The following is a 20,297-nucleotide window of genomic DNA, read 5'->3' on the forward strand; positions in this document are numbered from 1 at the left end:
AAATGGAGTCTTCAGCGAGCGCACAGAAAGACGCAGAGACGCAGCGCTCGCCACACAAGAACGGAGACTTCCCCCATGACCGCGCGTCCCGCGTTTGGCGATCAGCCTGCTTCGCCGCCCTTTTCGCCGCCCCTCGCCGATTACCAGCTCACCGACAACCTCACCGCCACGCGCGGCCGCATCTTCCTGACCGGCACGCAGGCGCTGATCCGCCTCGCGCTGATGCAGCGCGCGCTCGACCGCGCGCACGGCCTGAACACGGCGGGCTTCATCAGCGGCTATCGCGGCTCGCCGCTCGGCATGGTCGACCAGCAGGCGTGGAAGGCGAAAAAACTGCTCGAAGCCGCCGACGTGCGCTTCCTGCCCGCGATCAACGAGGAACTGGGCGGCACGGCCGTGCTCGGCACGCAGCGCGTGGAAGCCGACCCCGAACGCACCGTCGAAGGCGTGTTCGCGATGTGGTACGGCAAGGGCCCGGGCGTCGATCGCGCGGGCGACGCGCTCAAGCACGGCAACGCCTACGGCTCGTCGCCGCACGGCGGCGTGCTGGTGGTGGCGGGCGACGATCACGGCTGCGTGTCGTCGTCGATGCCGCATCAGAGCGACTTCGCGATGATGGCGTGGCACATGCCCGTGGTGAATCCGTCGAATGTCGCGGACATGCTCGAATTCGGCCTCTATGGCTGGGCGCTCTCGCGCTACTCGGGCGCGTGGGTCGGCTACAAGGCGATTTCGGAAACCGTGGAATCGGGCTCGACCGTCGATCTCGACGCGCTCAAGACCGACTGGCAAGCGCCCGAATTGGCCGATGCGGATTTCGCTGCGCCGCCCGGCGGTCTGCACAACCGCTGGCCCGATCTGCCGAGCCTCGCGATCGAGCAGCGTCTCGCGGCCAAGCTCGACGCCGTGCGCCACTTCGCGCGCGCGAACAGCATCGACAAATGGATCGCGCCGAGCCCGCACGCGAACGTGGGCATCGTCACCTGCGGCAAGGCGCATCTGGACCTGATGGAAGCGCTGCGCCGGCTCGACCTCACCGTCGCCGATCTCGAACAGGCGGGCGTGCGCATCTACAAGGTCGGGCTTTCGTTTCCGCTGGAGATGTCGCGTCTCGACGCCTTCGTCTCCGGTCTCACCGACGTGCTCGTGATCGAGGAAAAAGGCCCGGTGATCGAGCAGCAGATCAAGGACCATCTCTACAATCGGAGGGACAGCGGCAAGGACGGCGCGCGCCCGGCCGTGATCGGCAAGCATGCGGAGGACGGCACGCTGCTGCTTTCCGAACTCGGCGAATTGCGCCCGTCGCGCATCTTGCCGGTGTTCGCCGCATGGCTCGCGAAGCACAAGCCGATGCTCGACCGCCGCGAGCGTGTGGTCGACCTCGTCGCGCCGCAGATCCTCTCGAATGTCGCCGATGCCGTGAAGCGCACGCCCTGGTTCTGCTCGGGCTGCCCGCACAACACCTCGACGAAAGTGCCCGAAGGTTCGATCGCGCAAGCGGGCATCGGCTGTCACTTCATGGCGTCGTGGATGGAGCGCGACACCACCGGCCTGATCCAGATGGGCGGCGAAGGCGTGGACTGGGCCGCGCATTCGATGTTCACGAACACGCGCCACGTATTCCAGAATCTCGGCGACGGCACCTACTTTCATTCAGGCATCCTTGCGATTCGCCAGGCCGTGGCCGCGAAGACCAACATCACCTACAAGATCCTCTACAACGACGCCGTGGCGATGACGGGCGGCCAGCCCGTGGACGGCAGCATTTCCGTGCCGCAGATCGCGCGCCAGGTGGAAGCCGAAGGCGTCTCGCGCTTCATGGTCGTGAGCGACGAACCCGAGAAATACGACGGCCATCACGGCCAGTTTCCGAAGGGCACGACGTTCCATCATCGCAGCGAACTCGACGCCGTGCAGCGCGAACTGCGCGAAACGCCGGGCGTGACCGTGCTGATCTACGACCAGACCTGCGCCGCCGAAAAACGCCGCCGCCGCAAGAAAGGCGAGTTCCCCGATCCGGACAAGCGCCTGTTCATCAACGAAGCCGTCTGCGAAGGCTGCGGCGATTGCGGCGTGCAGTCGAACTGCCTCTCGGTCGAGCCGGTGGAAACCGAACTGGGCCGCAAACGCCGCATCGATCAGTCGTCGTGCAACAAGGACTATTCGTGCGTGAACGGCTTTTGCCCGAGCTTCGTCACGATCGAAGGCGGCAAGCTCAAGAAGGCCGCGGGCGCCGCGTTCGATCCGCAGGCGCTGGCCGCGCGCGTGAGTGCGCTGCCGGTGCCGTCGACGCATCTCGACAACGCGCCCTACGACATTCTCGTGACCGGCGTGGGCGGCACGGGCGTGGTGACGGTGGGCGCGCTCATCAGCATGGCCGCGCATCTGGAAGGCAAGAGCGCATCGGTGCTCGATTTCATGGGCTTCGCGCAGAAGGGCGGCTCGGTGCTGTCGTTCGTGCGCTTCGCCGTGACCGACGCGCTGCTCAACCAGGTGCGCATCGATACGCAGCAGGCCGATCTGCTGCTCGCCTGCGACATGGTGGTGGGCGCGAGCGCCGACGCGCTGCAAACGGTGCGCCACGACCGCACGCGCATCGTCGTGAACACGCACGAGATTCCGAACGCGTCGTTCGTGCAGAACCCCGACGCGAATCTGCACGCCGACGCGCTGCTCGCGAAGATGCGTCACGCGGCGACGAACGGCGCGACGCCCGCGCAGGATCCGCTGTCGACCTGCGATGCCCAGGCGCTCGCGCAACGCTATCTCGGCGACACCATCGGCGCGAACATTCTGATGCTCGGTTTCGCGTGGCAGCTTGGCCTCGTGCCCGTGTCGCTCGCGGCGCTCACGCGCGCGATCGAGTTGAACAACGTGGCCGTGCAGGCGAATCTGTTCGCGCTCTCGATCGGCCGTCTCGCCGCCGCCGATCCGGCCGCGCTCGAAGCGCTCGACCTTCGGCGCGCGAATGTGGCCAGCGAAGCGGCGCTCACCGCGCGCAAGCTCACGCAAACGCTCGACGAACTGATCGCCGATCGCGAAGCGCGACTGCTCGCGTATGGCGGCGCGGGCTACGCGAAGCGCTATCGCGCGCTGACCGACGCCGCGCGTCTCGCCGACAAGTCAGCCGATCAGGCGCTTGCTCGCGCGGTCGCCGCCACGTTCTACACGTTGCTCGCGGTGAAGGACGAATATGAAGTGGCGCGCCTGCATGCCGATCCGGCGTTCCGCGCCGCGCTCGAAGCGCAGTTCGAAGGCCAGGCGGGCAGCGACTTCACGGTGAAGTTCAACCTCGCGCCGCCGCTGATCGCGCGCGAAAAACACGGCCAGCCGCCGCGCAAGATGCAGTTCGGCCAATGGCTCTGGCGCGCGCTCGCGCTGCTCGCGAAGGGACGCGGCGTGCGCGGCACGTGGTTCGATCCGTTCGGCCACACGCTCGAACGCCGTATGGAACGCGCGCTCGCCGACGATTACGAGGCCACGTTGCGCGGCGCGCTGGTTCAACACGCGCACACGACGACGGACAGCGCCGCCGACCTCGCGAAGTTCGCGAGCCTGCATCAGCGCGTGCGCGGCTACGGCCACGTGAAGCTCGCGAACCTCGCGGCGGTCAAGCGCGGCGAGCGCGAACTCGCGGCGCGTCTGGGTATCGACGTGAAGACGAGCGCGGCCGTGAGCGATGCGCTCGCCTCGTTCAAGGGCGCGGGCGCGGGCGCGCTGCGCGGCATTCCGGTGGTTGTGGCGAAATAAACCCTGTTTTCAGGGGTGAAATCACGCAATGCGAACGGCGCGGGCTCATCATGGCTCGCGCCGTTTTCTATTGCGCTTCGATCGACGTGAGCGAAGCGCTCACACTCACGTTCAGGCCAGTTCTTCCGCCATCCAGTCGACGTCGCCGCACAGCACGCACAGGCGGTCGCCGACCTGCACGGCCATCGAGAGCGTCACGCACGGCAGCGCCTCGTTGATCGACAGATACGGCGACGTCACATGCACGCGTCCCGGCGAGACCAGCGCCGCGCGGAAGTACGGCCGGCGCAGCCAGTTCGCGCCCTGCGCGTCGTCGAGCGGCAGGAAGCGCGCGCCCTGGTCCGCGCGATCCACGCGCAGCACGACGTTGCGCCCGGCCTGACGCCCGCTCGCATCGAGCAGGAAGCAGCGCGCCGCGTGATCGAGCGCGAGAAAATTCCAGCACACCTCTTCGAGCGGCTCGCCCGCGCCCAGCCGCTCCGCCGCGCGCTCGAACGCGCGCACATAGGGCGCGAGACGGCTCGCGGTGCCGCGCTCGCGCGCCTCGGTCTGCTCGCGGTAACGCTCGGTCGCCTCGGCGATCACGGTCTGCGCGTGCGTGGCGTCGGTCAAGCCCGGCGCCGGACGCGCGAAGAAAAAGCCCTGCACGAAGTCGGCGTTGCAGGCGAGCGCGATCTGCGCTTCGTGCTCCGTCTCCACGCCCTCGATCAGCACGAGCTTGCCCGCCTCGTGCAGCAGCGAAACCAGCGCGGGCAGCGTCGCGGCCATGTCGGCGCGATGCGCGGCGTGCATCAGCATGATGCGGTCGAGCTTCACGATGTCGGGATTCAGTTGCCACACGCGGCCGATATCGACATGACCGGCGCCGAAGTCGTCGAGCGCGATCAGGAAGCCGCGTTCGCGGAACTCGGCCACGGCGTGCGCGAGCGCGTCGAGATCGGTGGCCTCGGCTTCGAGCACTTCGAGCACCACGCGCCGGGGCGGCAGCCCGAGCCGCCGCAGATTCGCAAGCAGCGCCGCCGCGTGATACGGCTCGATCAGCGTGCCCGGATGCACGTTGAGAAACAGCCACTCGCGCTCGGCGCCGAGCAGCGAGAAGTTCTCCAGATGCAGCCCCTGAGCGAGCCGGTCGACCTGCAGCGCCTCGCCGACGCGCGCGGCCGCGCCGAACACGTCGAGCGGCGAGACGGGCCGGTCGAGCGCATCGTGCGCGCGCAGCAGCCCTTCGTAGCCGATCGCACGCATGTGCGAAAGGCTGAACACCGGTTGAAACACGCTGGTGAGCGCAAGCTCGCCATGTTGCGCGCTATAGCGCTGCAGCCCCGACGAAACGCTCAGGGTGAACCCGAGCGGCGCCGCGGCCATCTTGTCCTGCTGCTCTGTGATCATGCCTTCCTCTTCGCGCAAGTTGATCGCCGCGGGTGCGTACCGGCGGCCGATGCGTTGCGTCGTTGGCAGGCGATAAAGCAAGGTCCGTGCGCACGCTGCGACCCGCCCTGCATCGAAGCCTGCACCGCGCACCGTGCGCGTGCGCGCGCGGCGGGCATGATGCGTCCCTGCACGCACCAGAATCGTGCATACGACCGCTGCCGCCATGCTCGCCGCGGCGAGCGCCCTACAAGTCCCTTGCACGCTTCGCGGCGTGCGCAGCCGCGCTCGGGCTACACTTACCGCCAACCGCCGCCTGCCTCGTCAGGCATGCTCCGCATCGTTCGCCGCGACACCGCGGCACGTTCCGCATTCAACGGATGATTGGGGCCGCACCGCGCGCCCCCGCATCCCTGCTCGTCTCGCCGCTCATCGATGGAAACCATTTTCACCGTTCTCATTCTGCTCCTCGCCGTGGCCCTTTCGGGGATCATCGTGCGGCTGCTGCCCGTCAAACTGCCCTTGCCGCTGTTGCAGATCGCCATCGGCGCGTTGCTCACGTTCCCGCGCATCAATCCGCACGTGACGTTCGATCCCGACGTCTTCATGGCGCTGTTCATTCCACCGCTGCTGTTCGCCGACGGCTGGCGCATGCCCAAGCGCGAGTTCTTCATGCAGCGCCGCGCGATCCTGCTGCTCGCGCTCGGCCTCGTGCTGCTGACCGTGGTGGCCGTCGGCTATTTCGTGCACTGGCTGGTGCCGCAGATCTCGCTGCCCGTGGCCTTCGCGCTCGCCGCCGTGCTCTCGCCGACCGACGCCGTCGCGCTCTCCGCCATCGCCGGCAAGGACAAGATTCCCGCGCAGCTCATGCACATCCTCGAAGGCGAAGCGCTGATGAACGACGCCTCGGGCCTCGTCGCGCTCAAGTTCGCGGTGGCGGCGGCGCTCACGGGCGTGTTCTCGCTGCGCCAGGCCACGCTGAGCTTCTTTCTGATCGCGGCGGGCGGGCTCGCGGTGGGCGCGGCGATCGGCTGGTTCTTCAGCTTCATGTCGTCGCGCTTCCTGAACGTCGATGCCGAAGGCGACCCCGCGCCGGGCGTCGTCATGACCTTGCTGATTCCGTTCGCGGCTTACCTGTTCGCGGAACATCTCGAAGTCTCCGGCGTGCTCGCCGCCGTGGCCGCCGGGATGATGATGAACTACACGAGCGTCGCGCACATGGGCCCGGTGTCGGCGCGCGTGCGCGCGACCAGCACGTGGTCGATGATCGAGTTCGTGTTCAACGGCATGGTGTTCACGCTGCTCGGCCTGCAATTTCCCGGCATTCTCGGCAAGGCGCTGCTCGACGCGCATCACACGAGCAACGTGCAGATGCTGCGTCTGCTCGGCTATATCGGCGCGGTGCTGATCGCGCTCTACGCGATGCGCTTCGGCTGGGTCTGGCTGCTGCGCTGGGTGGCGAGCCGCGGCGCGGCGCGTCACGGCGTGGCCAATGCGGTGCCGGGGCTGCGCACCGTCGCCATCACCACGGTCGCGGGCGTGCGCGGCGCGGTGACGCTCGCGGGCGTGCTCTCGCTGCCCGTCGCGCTCGCAAGCGGCAAGCCGCTGCCGGGCCGCGACAGCGCCATCTTCATCGCCACGGGCGTGATTCTCGCGTCGCTGCTGGTGGCGATCGTCGGCTTGCCCTTGCTGTTGCGCGGCGTGCGGCGCGGCGCGCATCCGGCGCACGTGGCCGAGGAACGCGCCGCGCGTGTGCAGGCCGCGCAGGCTGCGATCCGCGCCGTCGACGCGCTGCACGAGACCGCCACGGAGGACATGAACGAATCGCAGTCCGCCTATGCCGCCGACACCACCGCGCGCGTGATGGACACCTATCGCCGCCGCCTCGCGACGCTCGACGCCGACCGCGATCTCAGCAAGCACGCGCGCGAAGCCGAATCGCTCGAATTGCAGATGCGCCTCGCGGCCATGCGCGCCGAACGCGCGACGCTGCTCGATCTGCGCAACCGGCAGACGATCAACGACGAAACGCTCGCGAAGCTGATGCGCGAAGTCGACCTCTCGGAAACGGCGATGACCACGCGCGGACGCAATCGCGGCTAACGCATCACGCTGCGCAAACAAAAAAACGCGACGCCCTTGCGGGCCGTCGCGTTTTTTTTCGTCTGCCCCGCACGGGTTACGCCGCGCGCGCGAGACGGTGAATCAGACCGCCGCGTCCTGCACCGGCTTCTTGCGCAGCAGCGCGTAAAGCACGATCGCGCCGAACGTCGCGGTGCCGATGCCGCCGAGACCGAAGTTGCCGAGCTTGAGCGAGAAGTCGCCCGCGCCGAGCACCAGCGTGACGGCCGCGACGATCAGGTTGCGGTTGTCCGAGAAGTCGACCTTGTTGACGACCCAGATGCGCGCGCCCGTCACCGCGATCAGACCGAACACGACGATCGACACGCCGCCGAGCACCGGACCCGGAATGGTCTGGATCACCGCGCCGAACTTCGGCGAGAAGCCGAGCACGAGCGCGATCACCGCGGCGATGGCGAACACCAGCGTCGAGTAGATCTTGGTGACGGCCATCACGCCGATGTTTTCCGCGTAGGTCGTCACGCCCGTGCCGCCCGCGAAGCCCGAGACGATGGTCGCGAGGCCGTCGCCGATGAACGCGCGGCCCACGTAGCGGTCGAGGTTGTGGCCCGTCATCGCCGAGACGGCCTTGATGTGGCCGAGATTTTCCGCGACGAGAATCACGGCGATCGGTACGAGCAGCGCCATCGCGTGCGGGTCGAACACCGGCGCGCTGAACTTCGGCATGCCGAACCACGCGGCGTTCCCGACGATCGCAAAGTCGATCGGCTTGCCGAGGCCCATGCCGTTGGTGACGATCGCGTAGATCACGTAGGCGATGATCAGGCCGACGAGAATCAGCAGACGTTGCAGCATGCCGCGCGTGAACACGGCCACGCCGCCGACGCAGAGCACGGTGACGAGCGCCATCCACGAATCGAACTGCGAGCCGCTCACGCCCTTCACGGCGATCGGCGCAAGGTTCAGCCCGATCACGCAGACGATCGCGCCGGTCACGACCGGCGGCATGAGCGTCTCGATCCACTTGGTGCCGATGGCGGAGACCAGCACGCCGATCAGCGCATAGACCACGCCGCACGCGATGATGCCGCCGAGCGCGACCGGAATGTTCGGATTCGCGCCGTGACCGCTATAGCCCGTGGCCGCGATCACGAGGCCGATGAACGCGAAGCTCGAACCGAGATAGCTCGGCACGCGTCCGCCCACGACCACGAAGAACAGCAGCGTGCCGATGCCCGACATGAAAATGCAGAGGTTGGGATCGAAGCCCATCAGCAGCGGCGCGAGCACGGTCGAGCCGAACATGGCGACGACGTGCTGCACGCCCATCGCGAACATCTGCGGCCAGGCGAGACGCTCGTCGGGCGCGACGACGGTTTTGGCGTCCGTCTGCGCGCGCCAGCGCGGGAAATAGGAATCGGACATCGGGAGCTCCTTGTGTGCCGTGATTTTTTGCCGTAACGGGCCGGCGCACACGCGCGACAGGGCGCGGCGCGGGCCGGATCGGATTCTGTTTATCGGAACGGGGCGCGAGCCGGATGCGGCGTGCGTCGCACGCGCCGGGATTCGCTGATGCCCTTGATGGAAATCAGGCGCGAGTGTACGGAGCCGCAATCGGCGTGGCAAGGCGGGCATCCGCGCATGTGGGCCGGACGAAACAGGCGGCGGCGATCGACTTCGCCGCTATTTCTCTGTTATTGCTCCGTTACTTCTCCGCTGTGTCGGCGCTCGTTTACCCGCCTCGCTCCGATACGAGTTTCGGACTAATCCTATATCGAGCGGGAAGGGCCGGGCATAGACTGAAATCTCTGCGTGACCCCATGACAGTTCATGCAGAGGTTGTAAGTTGTAAACTCTCCGACTTCCCGCTCATGCCGTTCTGGCCTGAGCGGTTTTTTTTGTGCGGCCGTTTGATGCAGCCATGCGTACGTGCGCGGTCATTCGCGGAAATTGTGCGAACGCTCGCGAACGCCGCGCCACGTCAGGCGAACGCGTCCTGCGCGAGTTCGCGCACGTAGTCCCGCACGCCTTCGGGCCAGTCCACGCTCCACGCCTCGAACCGCGCCCGCTCGCCCGCATAGAGCGCGCGCAACGCCTCCTCGTAACCCGGCAGATTGCCCGCCAGCGCCGTCATGAAACGATGCACGGCTTCGCGCGAGGCGCGCACGCGATGCTTTTCCTCGCCCGCGATCCGCGCCGTTTCCACCAGCTTGCGCAGCACCACCGACGCCCCGCCCGGCTGCGCCGCCAGCCAGTCCCAGTGACGCGGCAGCAGCGTGACCTCGCGCGCCACCACGCCGAGCTTCGGACGGCCGCGGCCGCGCGGCGCGTCGTCGGCGGAATCCTGATCGGCGGATGCGTCAGCGGACTGCGCCGCTTCCTGAGCGGCTTCCTGAGCGGCTTCCTGCGCGCGCGCCTGCCAGGCGGCGTCGGCGGCGAGGCGCGCGGCCACATCGGCGGGACGGCCGCGCAGATCGAATTCGACCGGACGCGCGTCGCGGTCGTCGAAGATCAGCACCGACGCCGACGCATCGCGCTCCAGCTCCGCCTTCACCGCGAGCGCCACGTCGAGCGCCGCGCCGCGCGCCAGCAAGCGCGTCCCCGCAAAAGCCGTGACGCTTTGCGCCACCGTGTGTTGAATCGCTGCCATGTCGATTGCTCCGTTCGAGTCGTGCAGCGAATATTACCCGGGTAAATTACGGAGCGCAATATCACCCGGGTAATATTTATGTGCGGTCGACAACGCGCAATCCGCTCAGAGATCCGGCCCGGCGTCCTGCGGCTCGCGCGCGACGCTCGGCTGCCAGACGGCCACGCGGTTGCGGCCCGCGCGCTTGGCCGTGTAGAGCGCGGCATCGGCGGCTTCGATCAGCGCGCGCCAGTTCTCGAAGCCGCGCTCCGAGGTGCTCGCCACGCCCACGCTGGCCGTCAGCACGCCGTTCGGGCTGTCCTCGTGCGGCACCGCCAATGCCTCGATCGCCGCACGCAGCCGCTCGGCATGCGCAAGCGCCTGCGCCGCGCCGGTCTCGGGCAGCAGCAACACGAACTCCTCGCCGCCGTAACGCGCCGCGCAGTCGCCGGGCCGCCGAGCATGCGCGCCGATCGCCCGCGCCACCGCCGCGAGCGCGCCGTCGCCGGCCGCGTGGCCGTAGCGGTCGTTGAAGCGCTTGAAGCGATCGACGTCGATCATCATCACCGCCAGCGGCTGACCCGAACGCCGCGCGCGCAACCATTCGTGGTCGGCGCGCGCTTCGAAGGCGCGGCGATTCGCCAGCGCCGTGAGCGCGTCGGTGCCCGCGAGCGCGCGCAGTTCGTCCTCCACGCGTTCGCGGCGGCGCAACTGACGCGTGAGCACCAGCGCGAGCGTGATCAGCGACGCATCGAGCAGCGCCGTCAGCGAGCCGATGATCCACGCGCGCACGCGCCATTCCGAATAGATGTCGCCCGCCGCCACCGCGACGCTGAACACGAGCGGATAGCCCTCCACGCGCCGGAACGCGAACCAGCGCCGCACGCCGTCGAGCGGCCCGACGCCGAAAAACCCGCCCGCCTCGACGTGCTCGAACCGGTGAAACAGCGCCGAATCGGCGAGATCCTTGCCGATCATCGCGCTCGCGTAGGGGCGGCGCATCAGCAGCGTGCCGTCGGCGAGCGTGAGCGTGACCACGCCGTTCGCGCCGATCTCCACGCCGCTCATCAACTGACGGAAATAGTCGAGCCGCATGGTGCCGACGACCACGCCCGCGAACGTGCCGTCGGGCTTCGAAAGGCGGCGGCTCAGGCCGATGGTTGCGTTGGCGGCGCCGTCGCGCGGAATGAAGGGGCGGCTCACGTAGAGCCCCATGTTCGGTGTGTCGCGCTGCACGATGAAGTAGTCGCGGTCCGCGACGTTGACCTCGCGCGGCGGCGAAGCGCGCGAGTCGAAAATCACGTCGCCGGCCTCGTTCGCCACGAGAATCACGCCCAGATGCTTCGCCGTGGCCGAGCGGTCGAACAGCACGTTCTGGCGGATATCGTCGGGCAGTTCGGCGATGCGCGGATCGCCGAGCGCGTCGATCACGGCCTGCAAGGACAGCTCGTAGATCTCCAGATTGCGCGCCGCATCGCGCTCGAACAGCAGCGCCATGTTGTACGCGGCGGCGCGCGCGCTCGCGAGCGCGTCTTCGCGCATCTGCGCCATGACCCAGCCCGCCACCGCCGTAAGCACGGCGGCCAGCACGATGCTGATGACGATCATCACGTTCGGTCGGCGGGTCATCATGACGGTGGCGCGTGCGAGGCGGTTTGCAATCGAGTGTAGTCCGCGAATCGCACGACGTGTGGGGTTTGCCACGCATGGCGTCGCATGAAGCACGCCTGGTCGTCTCGCTTGTTCGTTTATTACGTATTGACTGAACAATGGCGCAGCGTCACTTGATTCGGATTCCTGCATTTATTTTGCGCGCCAGAAAATCGGCGTTTTTATGTGCGCTAGCCGCTATTCGAATCGAGCAAACCGGTGATCGCGCCCGCCTCGATCCAGACGCGCCATTGCGTGCCGAAATCGAAATCGGCGTCGATATCGAACGCGCGTTCGAGCGCTTCGTCGAGCGTCGCGCCATGCTGCAAAGCGACGAACGCTTCGTGCGCCGCGCGCGTCTGCGCGAGCGGCCGCGCATGCCAGCGCGGGCGCACAACGAGCGTCCAGCCAGGCTCGTCGATGCGCGCGGGCCAGGCGTCTGGCGCGGTGTTTTCCTGATCGTGCTGATCGTGCTGATGCGCGCGCCAGATCGCCAGCACGGCGTAGCGCGAAGCGAACGCCGTACAGGCGGGATGCAGCGCAAGGCGCGCGCCCATCAGACTTTCGGCGCCGATGGCCTGCCATTGCGCGGCGCTCAATGGCGTGGCGTCGGCAGCATAGGCCGCGCGATGCAGCGCCCATTCGAGGCGCGCGACATCGCCGAAATACGCGTAACGCGCGTCGCGTTCGTAGCGCTCGACGAACGTCGGCAGCATCGCGCCAAAGCGATTCAGATCGGCCTCGCGCGAAGGATGCGCACGCGCGTAGGCGAGCGCGAGCGAGTCGAAATACGCATCGCCCGTGAGCGCCGCGAGCACCGGATACGCGATCGCGAGCGCTTGACGGCGTGCCGCGCGCACGTTGCCGCGATAGAGGCCGAGGCGCGCGTCATTCACACCGCTCGCGATGCGCAGATGTGCGGCGAGCGCGACATCGGCGGCGGGATCGTCGAGTGCGTTTGCGAACGCCGCTTGCGCCGCTTGCAACGCGGCCAGCGAATCATCGGCGGCGTAGCGATCGGCGCTCATGGTCGCTCCGCCGTGCTCGCGCCGGCATGCGCGTCCGCCTCGCGTTCCGCGCGCGTCATGTGGTCGCGCGCGAGGCGCGCCTCGTCGAGCAGCACGTCGAGCGGCGGCACGTCGGTGTCCCACTCGATCAGCGTCGGCACCGCGCCGAAGCGCTGCAACGCGGCGGCGTACAGCGACCACACCGCGGGCGCGACGCGCGAGCCGTGATCGTCGATGACGGCGGCGGGCGTCACGCGATGGCCCGCAAGATGCAGCTCGCCGACCGCCTCGCGCGGCAGCGCGGCCATCGCCTCTGAAGCATCTTCGCCGTGATTGCGCGCGTTCACGTAGAGATTGTTCACGTCGAGCAGCACGCCGCAACCGGTGCGCCGCGACAGCGCCGCGAGAAACGCGGTCTCGCCATAGCTGTCATCGCGAAAACGCACGTACGTCGAGACGTTTTCGATCAGCACGCGGCGGCGCAGCGTGTCTTGCAGACGCGACACGCGCGCGCTCAGATGATCGAGCGACGCCTGATTGAGCGGCATCGGCAGCAGATCGTGCAGCGCCGCATGCGGCGTCGCGCCCCAGCACAGATGCTCGGAGACGAGCGCCGGTTCGATGCGCTCGACGAGCCGCGCGAGACGCGCGAGGTGCGATTCGTCGAGCGGCGCGGCGCTGCCGAGCCCGAGACCGACGCCGTGCAGACTCACGGGCCAATCGCGCCGCACCGTGTCGAGCACGTGCAGATCGTAGCCGCCGTCGCCGAAATAATTCTCGCTGTGCACTTCGAGCCAGGCCACGTCACGCACACCGCGCACGCCGACGTCTTCCTGCGCCGACGCGCGCATGAACGCGTCGAAATGCGCATGCCGCAAGCCGATGCCGACGCCCCGCGCCGGCTTCGCGGTCCGGCTCACGCTTATTGCTCCGGCGTGCCGCCGAGCTTTTCGCAGGTGCCCTTCGGCATGGTCTTGAAGTCGCCCTTGTCGTGATCGACCTTGGCCTGGCCTGCGCAGTCGTGCACGCCGGTCTTGCTGGAGCAATCGTTCTTGCCGGCCTTGGCGACGCCGTAGCAATTGACGGTGTCGTCCGCGTGCGCGACGCCCGCCGTCGCCAGACCCGCGAGCGCGGCGGCGATCACCGCCTGACGGCTAAGTGCGTTTTTCATGAGGACTCTCCTTGAGCGAATTCGATGTCGATGTCCGTGCCGATGTCGATCGGCATGCGAACAGAGATGGGGATCGGTGATTGTCGAGGCCGTCGCTGCAGTGCACGACCGGCCGCGCACTATTTTGCCTCACCGAAAAGCTCGCCGCGCAGGCCGCAGGGCTCCGTTGCCCCCGGTGCATGGAATCCGATGAAAAACGTCGGATCTGGCACCGAAATTCCGAAAACTATTTCAATTTTCGCAACGATGTTTGCCACATCTCAATATTTATCTTTGAAGTGCACTGCAATAAAGTGCCATCAACGGATCGAGCAAGACGATTGTTACGGTCCGAAACATAATCTTTGGAGGTTGTTGACCATGAAGTCCCTGATTGCTGCAGCACTCGCTGCGACCGTTCTCGCCGCTCCGGCCCTCTCGTTCGCTCAACAGAGCACGAACCAGCCGCTGACCCGCGCTCAAGTGCGCGCAGAACTCGTGCAGCTCGAAAAGGCCGGCTATCGCCCGGGCCTGTCGAGCCCGTACTACCCGGAAGACCTGCAAGCCGCGCAAGCGCGCGTCGCGCAACAGAACGCCACGGCTGAAACCACGGCCTACGGCGCATCGACCAACGGTTCGACGCAAGCCGGCAGCCACACGCAGCCGAACATCAAGCCGGTTTACTTCGGCCAGTAAGTTCGCAAGATCACGCGCCCTGCCGTTCGTGAAACGGCACGCCGCGTAAGTACCCCGGACGGGCCCGCGCTCGACTCGATTCGAGCGCGGGCCCGTCGGTCGTTGCGCTGTGCGTGGACAACGTGCACTAGGAGTGCTTCGACCGCGATATCGATATCGCCATCGACAGACATCGACGCCGCGCAGCTTGTGCGAGGCGTCTACCGCAACCTCCGCCGCCGGATTTCCGGCGGCTTGCCCGGGCGCTCCGGCGTCCGGGCCTTTTTCCTCTTCCTGTGCTTCGATCCGCCTCCTCCATCCGGGGACGCGGATCGCACCTCTTCTCGCTTCCCCGGAACACTTTTTCGCCGATCAGTCCGGCGCGACGACGCTCGCGCAGACCTCGCGCTCTTGCGTGGACGCGCGCCGCAAACGCGCGAGACGCGCACTCGTCACCTGAACCAGCATCGCGATCAGCACGGCTTCGGCGAACGCGAGCGCCGTCGGCTGGCGTGCGAGACCGAGCGTCAGCATCAGACAGAACGCCGCGAAACCGAAGCGCCCCAGCACCATGCCGCGCAGCAGCGCGATCACGAATGCCGCCCCGTGCGCGCGATGCGACGACACCGCCAGCACGCTGCCCAGCAGCGGAAACACCGCGAACAGCCCGCTCCACGCCGCCCCAAGACGCGACGAGAGCGTTGTGACCGCCAGCGTGAGCGCCGCGCCCGCGGCCATGCGAGTGGCGAGATCGGTTCGGGTGAGCGGCGCGCCCGCCGCGACCACCTCGCTGCGCGGCAGGAAAGTCTGGCCGAACAGCGTGGCGGCCAGCGCCGCGCCGAGCGCCCACGGCCACGACACCGGCAACTGCGCGAGCACGCAAGCGGCGGCGAACCACGCGACGAGACCCGCGCCGAGCGCCAACGGCCACGATCGCGCGCGGCAGGTCCAGGCGTAGGCGAAGTTGAAGGATTCGGAAGCGAGGATCGCGTACAGCGAGAGCGTCGCGGCGCGCGCGCCGAACGCCGCGCCGTGCTCCATCGTCAGCAGCCAGAGAATCGGTCCGGCGACGACGGGCAGTCCCGCCAGCCAGCCGGCCACTTTCGGCCCCGAACGCTTGCCCGACAGCGACACGAACAACAAAAAAAGCGGGACGAGCGTGAGCTTGAGCGCGAGCATCGGACGGGCGGCGGCAACGTGATGGGAAGCGCCGATGGTAACAGCGCCGCGACGCAAGTTTGCGTGGTCGTGCCGGGCCGGGCTGTCTGCGGGAGCAGCTTGTCGGGGCGGCTGTGGCTGGCTGTTAGTTGCGATTCAACCGACCATCGCCGCCGCCACTCAAAACCCCTGCGTCACGAGCCCCAGCACCGAAAGATCCGGATGCGTGCCGTCGATGATGCTTTTTCCGACATGCGTCGCTTCGTCCTTCGCGTCCTGATCGCTGCGGAAGGTTTCGTCGCCGTCGGGGTGATACGGGACCGTGTGGCCCGGCAGCGCCGCATTCGCGCCCGGATGGCAGACATACGCGGTGTAGGTGTAGCGCGTGCCGACGTCGTCCGCGGGCATCGCCTTGATATGAATTTCGAAGCCTTCGTAATCGACTTTCTGAGTCGACGGCATCAGCGTCGGTTGTGCGGCGGCGGGCATGATGGCCTCCCTTCTCCGGATGTGCCGGGCTCGTGGCCCGGTGATGGAAGAAGTGTAGGCGATGCGCGGCCGCGCGAATCGCGTTGCGCGAGGCGTCGCCTAGAATGGGATGAACCGGTTAGCCGACGACCCGACGGACATTGCCGAACGGAGGACCCTTATGCCGACGAACACCGTGCGCCTTCATCGCGTGCTGCGCGCCACGCCCGAGCGTGTGTATCGCGCGTTTCTCGATGCCGCCGCGCTCGCGAAATGGCTGCCGCCCCATGGCTTCACGGGCACCGTGCATGAACTCGATGCCGTGGTCGGCGGCCGTTATCGCATGTCCTTCACGCACTTCGCGACGGGCGCGAGTCATGCGTTCGGCGGCGAGTATCTGGAGCTGACGCCCGGCCTGCGGCTGAAGTATTCCGGCACCTTCGACGATCCGAATCTGCCTGGCGTGATGCACACCACGGTCGTCTTGCGCGCGGTGTTTTGCGGCACGGAAATGGACGTCACGCAGGAAGGCATTCCGGAAATGATTCCGGCCGAGGCGTGTTATCTCGGATGGCAGGAGTCGCTTGCGTTGCTGGCGATGCTGGTCGAAGCGGAAGCTCGCGCGTAGCGTGACGAGCCTGTGCGGCGACAACGCGAAAAGGCAAACCTGAAAGGCAAACCCAAAACGAAAAAGGGTTACAGGCAAGCGCCTGTAACCCTTTGAATTCGTTTGGTGGAGAGGAGGAGGATCGAACTCCCGACCTTCGCATTGCGAACGCGACGCTCTCCCAGCTGAGCTACCCCCCCACAACGAAAATGATTCTAGCACAGCTAAATTTGCTTGTGCCAAGCGTCATTTTTGAGCTGACGCAAAACTATTTCGAAGGCGAGCCCGCCAGGATCCACGCAACGACATCGTGAATATCGCTGGCGCTCATCGCGGGATGCGAGGGCATCGGAATCGCGCCCCACACGCCCGCGCCGCCGTCGCGGACTTTCTTTTCGAGCTTGGCCTGCGCGAGTTTATCGCCCTTGTATTTAGCGGCGATGTCATTGAACGACGGACCCACGAGACGGCGATCCACCGCGTGACAGCCCATGCACGCGTTGGTGCGCGCGATGCTCTGACCGTCGCCCGCGGCGAATGCCGGAGCCGCGCCGAACAGGGCGGCGACACCGCCCGCCGCCATGGCCAACACCATCACGCCACGTCGAATTGCCACCACGGAACGACCCACCATCACATCGTCGCTCCGCCGTTGGCCGAATGCGGCGCGGATTCCGTCACGGGCGCGGGCGCCTGCTGCTCGATCGGACGCGAGCTCACGCCCGAATCCGGAATCGCGCCGACGGTCGGTGCATCGGCCGTCGCGGCGGGTGCCTGCGGCGCCGACGCAGCCGACGCATTCGCGGCCATCGCCTGCTGCGGGTTGATGTACTGATAGCACTTCACGACCTGCGAAACGCCCATCACCGTGCTCGATGCGTCGGCGGCGATACGGCCTTCCTCCGGCGTGACGAGGCCCATCAGATAGATGTTGCCGCGCTCGGACACGACCTTGAAGTTGTTCGCGGAGATGTTCTTGTACGCGACCAGTTCGGCCTTCACGCGCCCTTCGAGATACGAGTCGTTGGCGCGCGACGAGAACGAACTCGCCGGCATGACCGCCAGTTCGTTGACGACCGATTCCACATTCGTGACGCCGCGCACGATGCTCTCGGCCTTCTGCTTCGACGCTTCGTCGGGCACTTCGCCGGTCAGCAGCACACGCTGATTGAACACCGCCACGTTGACGTGCGCGGTGTCGGGCAGCGCGTTGCTCACGTTTGAGAGCGCCTTCACCTGAATCTCGCGATCTTCGGTTTGCGAGCCCACGGTGCGGCGGTCGGTCGCCACGAGTGCCGTGCCGCCCGCCGCGCCCGCGAGCGCGAGAAAGCAGCCTTGCAGGCTCGCGCACAGCGAAGCCGCGAAGCCGATCGTCAGCGTGGTCCGTGCCAGCGCGCGCGTCATGCCGGTTCTGATCATCAAGTGCCTCTCCTTCGTCCTTCGGGTGTCAGTCGTCGCCCAGCAGCATCGCGTCGATGCCGTCGCACAGGCAGTGGATCGTCAACAGGTGAACTTCCTGAATGCGCGCGGTCCGCTCAGACGGCACGCACAGCTGAATATCGGTGTCGGCGAGCGCGCCGTTGATCTGGCCGCCGCCCTTGCCGGTCAGCGCGATCACGATCATTTCGCGCTCGTGCGCTTCCTGGATGGCCGCCAGCACGTTCGCCGAATTGCCCGACGTGGTGATCGCGAGCAGCACGTCGCCGGGCTGGCCGAGTGCGCGCACCTGCCTGGCGAACACCTGCTCGTACGCGTAATCGTTCGCGACGGCGGTGAGCACCGAGGCGTCGGTGGTGAGTGCGATCGCGGGCAGGCCCGGACGCTCGCGCTCGAAGCGGCCGATCAGTTCGGCGGCGCATTGCTGGGCCACGGCGGCCGAACCGCCGTTGCCGCAAGCAAGGATCTTGTTGCCGTTCGCCAGCGCGGCGAACATGGTATCGACCGCGGCGGCAATGGGCACCGCCAGGGTTTCCATCGCGGCGAGCTGGAGCGCTGCGCTATCGCGAAAGTGCTGTTGAATGCGTTCGACGGACATCGACTCTCTAATCTGTACTGCGGGTATCGCGAAAATTCCGCTGGGTCGCGGCGTGCCGCAAGTTTAGCGCAATCGCGCGCGTTGTCTTCCGGCGTTCTTTTTCTCTGCGCGCGATTTTCGCGCGTTTTATCGCTTCTTTCGCGCCTTTTTTCACCTGCTTACGAGTGAAGCGGCAATGCTGGCATGCAGACGCTCATTCGTCGTCGGCGCGAAATGCATCGCGCAGCCAGGTGAGCCGGCCGCCTTCGAACGTCACCAGATCGAAGCGGCACGCGCCCGGCACCGCTTCGTGCGCCTGCGCGCGCGCCGCGAGATAGTCGCGCGCCGCGAGCAGCAGACGTTGCCGCTTGTGCCAGCCGACGCTCGCCGCCGCGCCGCCGTAGCCGCGCCGCGCGCGGGCGCGTACCTCGACGAACACCAGCGTGCCGTCGCGATCGCGCATCACGAGGTCGAGTTCGCCGCCGCGGCAATGCACGTTGCGCGCCACCAGCACCAGTCGCTGACGTTGCAGATAGACGAGCGCGTGCTGTTCGAAACGCGCGCCGATCTCGCGACGCGTGCGGCATTCGCCCGCACGCGTTCCGGCGTTCGACCGCGCCCGTGCGGAAAAGTTGTCGCTCCTGCCTTCGCCTCCGCCTTCGTCCTCGCGTTCATCCCGTGCACCGCCGCGATCCGCCCGATGCGGCGTCGCGGCCGGCCCCACATGGCACAATGTCGGCCTCTTTGCTTGCGTTCGCGCGTTCCGTGTCATGACGTCCCTCTCGTCCCCCTTCGAACTCGCCCAGGCCCAGCACTATCCCGCCGCCACGCTTTATGTCGTGGCGACGCCGATCGGCAACACCGCCGACATCACGCTGCGCGCGCTGCACGTGCTCGGGCTCGCCGATCGCATCGCCGCCGAGGACACGCGCAACACGGGCCAACTGCTCGCGCGCTACGGCATCTCGAAACCGATGATCGCCGTGCACGAACACAACGAGCGCGAAGCCGCGCAGCGCGTGATCGAGCATCTGCGGGCGGGCGAACGCGTGGCCTGCGTGTCCGACGCCGGCACGCCCGGCATTTCCGACCCGGGCGCGAAACTCGTGGACGCCGTGCGCGAAGCCGGCTTCCAGGTCGTGCCGATGCCGGGCGCCAGCGCGCTCGCGACCGCGCTGAGCGTGGCCGGCGACTGGGTGTCCACGTTCACGTTTCTCGGTTTCCTGCCGCCCAAGGCGAAGCAGCGCGCGAGCGCGTTGCAGCCGCTCGCCGCGCATGCGCACGCGATGGTGTTCTACGAAGCGCCGCACCGAATCGTGGAGACGGTGCAGGCGCTCGCCGATGCGTTCGGTCCCGCGCGCCGCATCCTGATCGCCCGCGAGTTGACCAAGCTACATGAAGCGCTGTGGCGCGGCACCCTGGCCGAAGGGCCAACGTGGCTGGCCGAGGATGCGAATCGTCAACGCGGCGAGTTCGTGCTGGTGGTGGAAGGCGCGCCCGCGCAGACGTCGGGCGACGAAAATCACGACGCGCTGCTGCGCGTGCTCTTGCAGGAAGTGCCGGTGAAGGGCGCGGCGAAGCTCGCGGCGGCGCTCACGGGCGCTTCGCGCAACACGCTTTACGCGCGGGCGCTCGAACTGAAGCATGAAGGCGGGGAAGAGGACGAAGAAGGCGGCGAGCCGGACTGAGCCGTCATCGCCACACGGCTGCGCGCGTCCGCCTGGGCGCTCGTGGCCTGA

The 20,297-nt window shown here is 67.3% G+C and carries 17 protein-coding genes, 1 tRNA gene and 1 pseudogene; 5 read left to right on the forward strand and 14 right to left on the reverse strand.

Translation table 11 applies throughout. The annotated features are described in order from the left end of the window. The first annotated feature begins 75 nt into the window (after window positions 1-75). A complete protein-coding gene (locus SB764_RS13410; protein ID WP_410863771.1) occupies window positions 76-3,750 on the forward strand; it encodes an indolepyruvate ferredoxin oxidoreductase family protein in 3,675 nt (1,224 codons plus the stop codon). A 111-nt stretch (window positions 3,751-3,861) separates the two neighbouring features. Here SB764_RS13410 and SB764_RS13415 read toward each other — a convergent pair whose 3' ends face one another. Further along, complete coding sequence (locus SB764_RS13415) at window positions 3,862-5,139, reverse strand: EAL domain-containing protein (RefSeq protein ID WP_065062298.1); 1,278 nt, start codon at window positions 5,137-5,139, stop codon at window positions 3,862-3,864. A 414-nt stretch (window positions 5,140-5,553) separates the two neighbouring features. On the opposite strand from SB764_RS13415, the gene SB764_RS13420 reads away from it, so the two are divergent. Next, entirely contained in the window at window positions 5,554-7,221 is a 1,668-nt protein-coding gene (locus SB764_RS13420) for a Na+/H+ antiporter (RefSeq protein WP_065061990.1), read from the forward strand. A 102-nt stretch (window positions 7,222-7,323) separates the two neighbouring features. Here the strand turns inward: SB764_RS13420 and SB764_RS13425 are convergent, their stop codons facing one another. The 6 genes from SB764_RS13425 to SB764_RS13450 form a co-directional block, all read right to left on the reverse strand. After that, window positions 7,324-8,625 (reverse strand): solute carrier family 23 protein, encoded by a 1,302-nt coding sequence (locus SB764_RS13425; protein WP_065061988.1) that lies wholly within the window; start codon window positions 8,623-8,625, stop codon window positions 7,324-7,326. Between the two features lie 556 nt (window positions 8,626-9,181). Beyond that, window positions 9,182-9,850: a DUF2239 family protein gene (locus SB764_RS13430; RefSeq protein WP_410863774.1), complete on the reverse strand. Its 669-nt coding sequence runs from the start codon at window positions 9,848-9,850 to the stop codon at window positions 9,182-9,184. Window positions 9,851-9,955: 105 nt separating this feature from the next. Then, entirely contained in the window at window positions 9,956-11,461 is a 1,506-nt protein-coding gene (locus SB764_RS13435) for a sensor domain-containing diguanylate cyclase (protein ID WP_065061984.1), read from the reverse strand. A gap of 209 nt (window positions 11,462-11,670) precedes the next feature. Further along, window positions 11,671-12,507 carry a putative DNA-binding domain-containing protein gene (locus SB764_RS13440; RefSeq protein ID WP_410863776.1) on the reverse strand — a complete coding sequence of 279 codons (837 nt, stop codon included), beginning with the start codon at window positions 12,505-12,507 and terminating at the stop codon, window positions 11,671-11,673. Beyond that, a complete protein-coding gene (locus SB764_RS13445) occupies window positions 12,504-13,406 on the reverse strand; it encodes a DUF692 family multinuclear iron-containing protein (protein ID WP_074982972.1) in 903 nt (300 codons plus the stop codon). The genes SB764_RS13440 and SB764_RS13445 overlap by 4 nt, the downstream gene beginning before the upstream one ends. Window positions 13,407-13,408: 2 nt before the next feature. Next, on the reverse strand, window positions 13,409-13,657 hold the full coding sequence (locus SB764_RS13450; protein WP_065061978.1) for a DUF2282 domain-containing protein: 249 nt from the start codon (window positions 13,655-13,657) through the stop codon (window positions 13,409-13,411). 360 nt (window positions 13,658-14,017) lie between these two features. Here SB764_RS13450 and SB764_RS13455 point away from each other — a divergent pair, with 360 nt between their 5' ends. Beyond that, window positions 14,018-14,332, forward strand: coding sequence for a DUF4148 domain-containing protein (locus SB764_RS13455; RefSeq protein WP_336750957.1), 315 nt, complete (start codon window positions 14,018-14,020; stop codon window positions 14,330-14,332). 365 nt (window positions 14,333-14,697) lie between these two features. Here SB764_RS13455 and SB764_RS13460 read toward each other — a convergent pair. Together SB764_RS13460 and SB764_RS13465 are read right to left on the reverse strand one after the other, a co-directional pair. Next, window positions 14,698-15,490 (reverse strand): annotated as a pseudogene (locus SB764_RS13460) (hypothetical protein); the annotation flags it as partial. Between the two features lie 159 nt (window positions 15,491-15,649). Beyond that, window positions 15,650-15,958, reverse strand: a complete 309-nt coding sequence (locus SB764_RS13465) for a hypothetical protein (RefSeq protein ID WP_074982969.1) — start codon at window positions 15,956-15,958, stop codon at window positions 15,650-15,652. A gap of 160 nt (window positions 15,959-16,118) precedes the next feature. On the opposite strand from SB764_RS13465, the gene SB764_RS13470 reads away from it, so the two are divergent. Further along, window positions 16,119-16,565 carry an SRPBCC family protein gene (locus SB764_RS13470; RefSeq protein WP_410863779.1) on the forward strand — a complete coding sequence of 149 codons (447 nt, stop codon included), beginning with the start codon at window positions 16,119-16,121 and terminating at the stop codon, window positions 16,563-16,565. A 103-nt stretch (window positions 16,566-16,668) separates the two neighbouring features. On the opposite strand, the gene SB764_RS13475 is transcribed toward SB764_RS13470, so the two are convergent. The 5 genes from SB764_RS13475 to SB764_RS13495 form a co-directional block, all read right to left on the reverse strand. Then, window positions 16,669-16,744 (reverse strand) — tRNA-Ala (locus SB764_RS13475). Window positions 16,745-16,812: 68 nt separating this feature from the next. Continuing rightward, on the reverse strand, window positions 16,813-17,139 hold the full coding sequence (locus SB764_RS13480) for a c-type cytochrome (protein WP_124260964.1): 327 nt from the start codon (window positions 17,137-17,139) through the stop codon (window positions 16,813-16,815). Window positions 17,140-17,177: 38 nt separating this feature from the next. Continuing rightward, window positions 17,178-17,963, reverse strand: a complete 786-nt coding sequence (locus SB764_RS13485; protein ID WP_065061966.1) for a BON domain-containing protein — start codon at window positions 17,961-17,963, stop codon at window positions 17,178-17,180. A gap of 28 nt (window positions 17,964-17,991) precedes the next feature. After that, window positions 17,992-18,579 carry a phosphoheptose isomerase gene (locus tag SB764_RS13490; protein WP_065061964.1) on the reverse strand — a complete coding sequence of 196 codons (588 nt, stop codon included), beginning with the start codon at window positions 18,577-18,579 and terminating at the stop codon, window positions 17,992-17,994. 193 nt (window positions 18,580-18,772) lie between these two features. Next, window positions 18,773-19,291 (reverse strand): YraN family protein, encoded by a 519-nt coding sequence (locus tag SB764_RS13495; protein WP_234774573.1) that lies wholly within the window; start codon window positions 19,289-19,291, stop codon window positions 18,773-18,775. A 37-nt stretch (window positions 19,292-19,328) separates the two neighbouring features. Here SB764_RS13495 and rsmI point away from each other — a divergent pair, with 37 nt between their 5' ends. After that, window positions 19,329-20,246: a 16S rRNA (cytidine(1402)-2'-O)-methyltransferase gene (rsmI, locus tag SB764_RS13500; RefSeq protein WP_065061962.1), complete on the forward strand. Its 918-nt coding sequence runs from the start codon at window positions 19,329-19,331 to the stop codon at window positions 20,244-20,246. The last annotated feature ends 51 nt before the right edge of the window (window positions 20,247-20,297 follow it).

The organism is Paraburkholderia sp. SIMBA_027 (assembly GCF_046535315.1).
Classification (GTDB): Bacteria; Pseudomonadota; Gammaproteobacteria; order Burkholderiales; family Burkholderiaceae; genus Paraburkholderia; species Paraburkholderia tropica.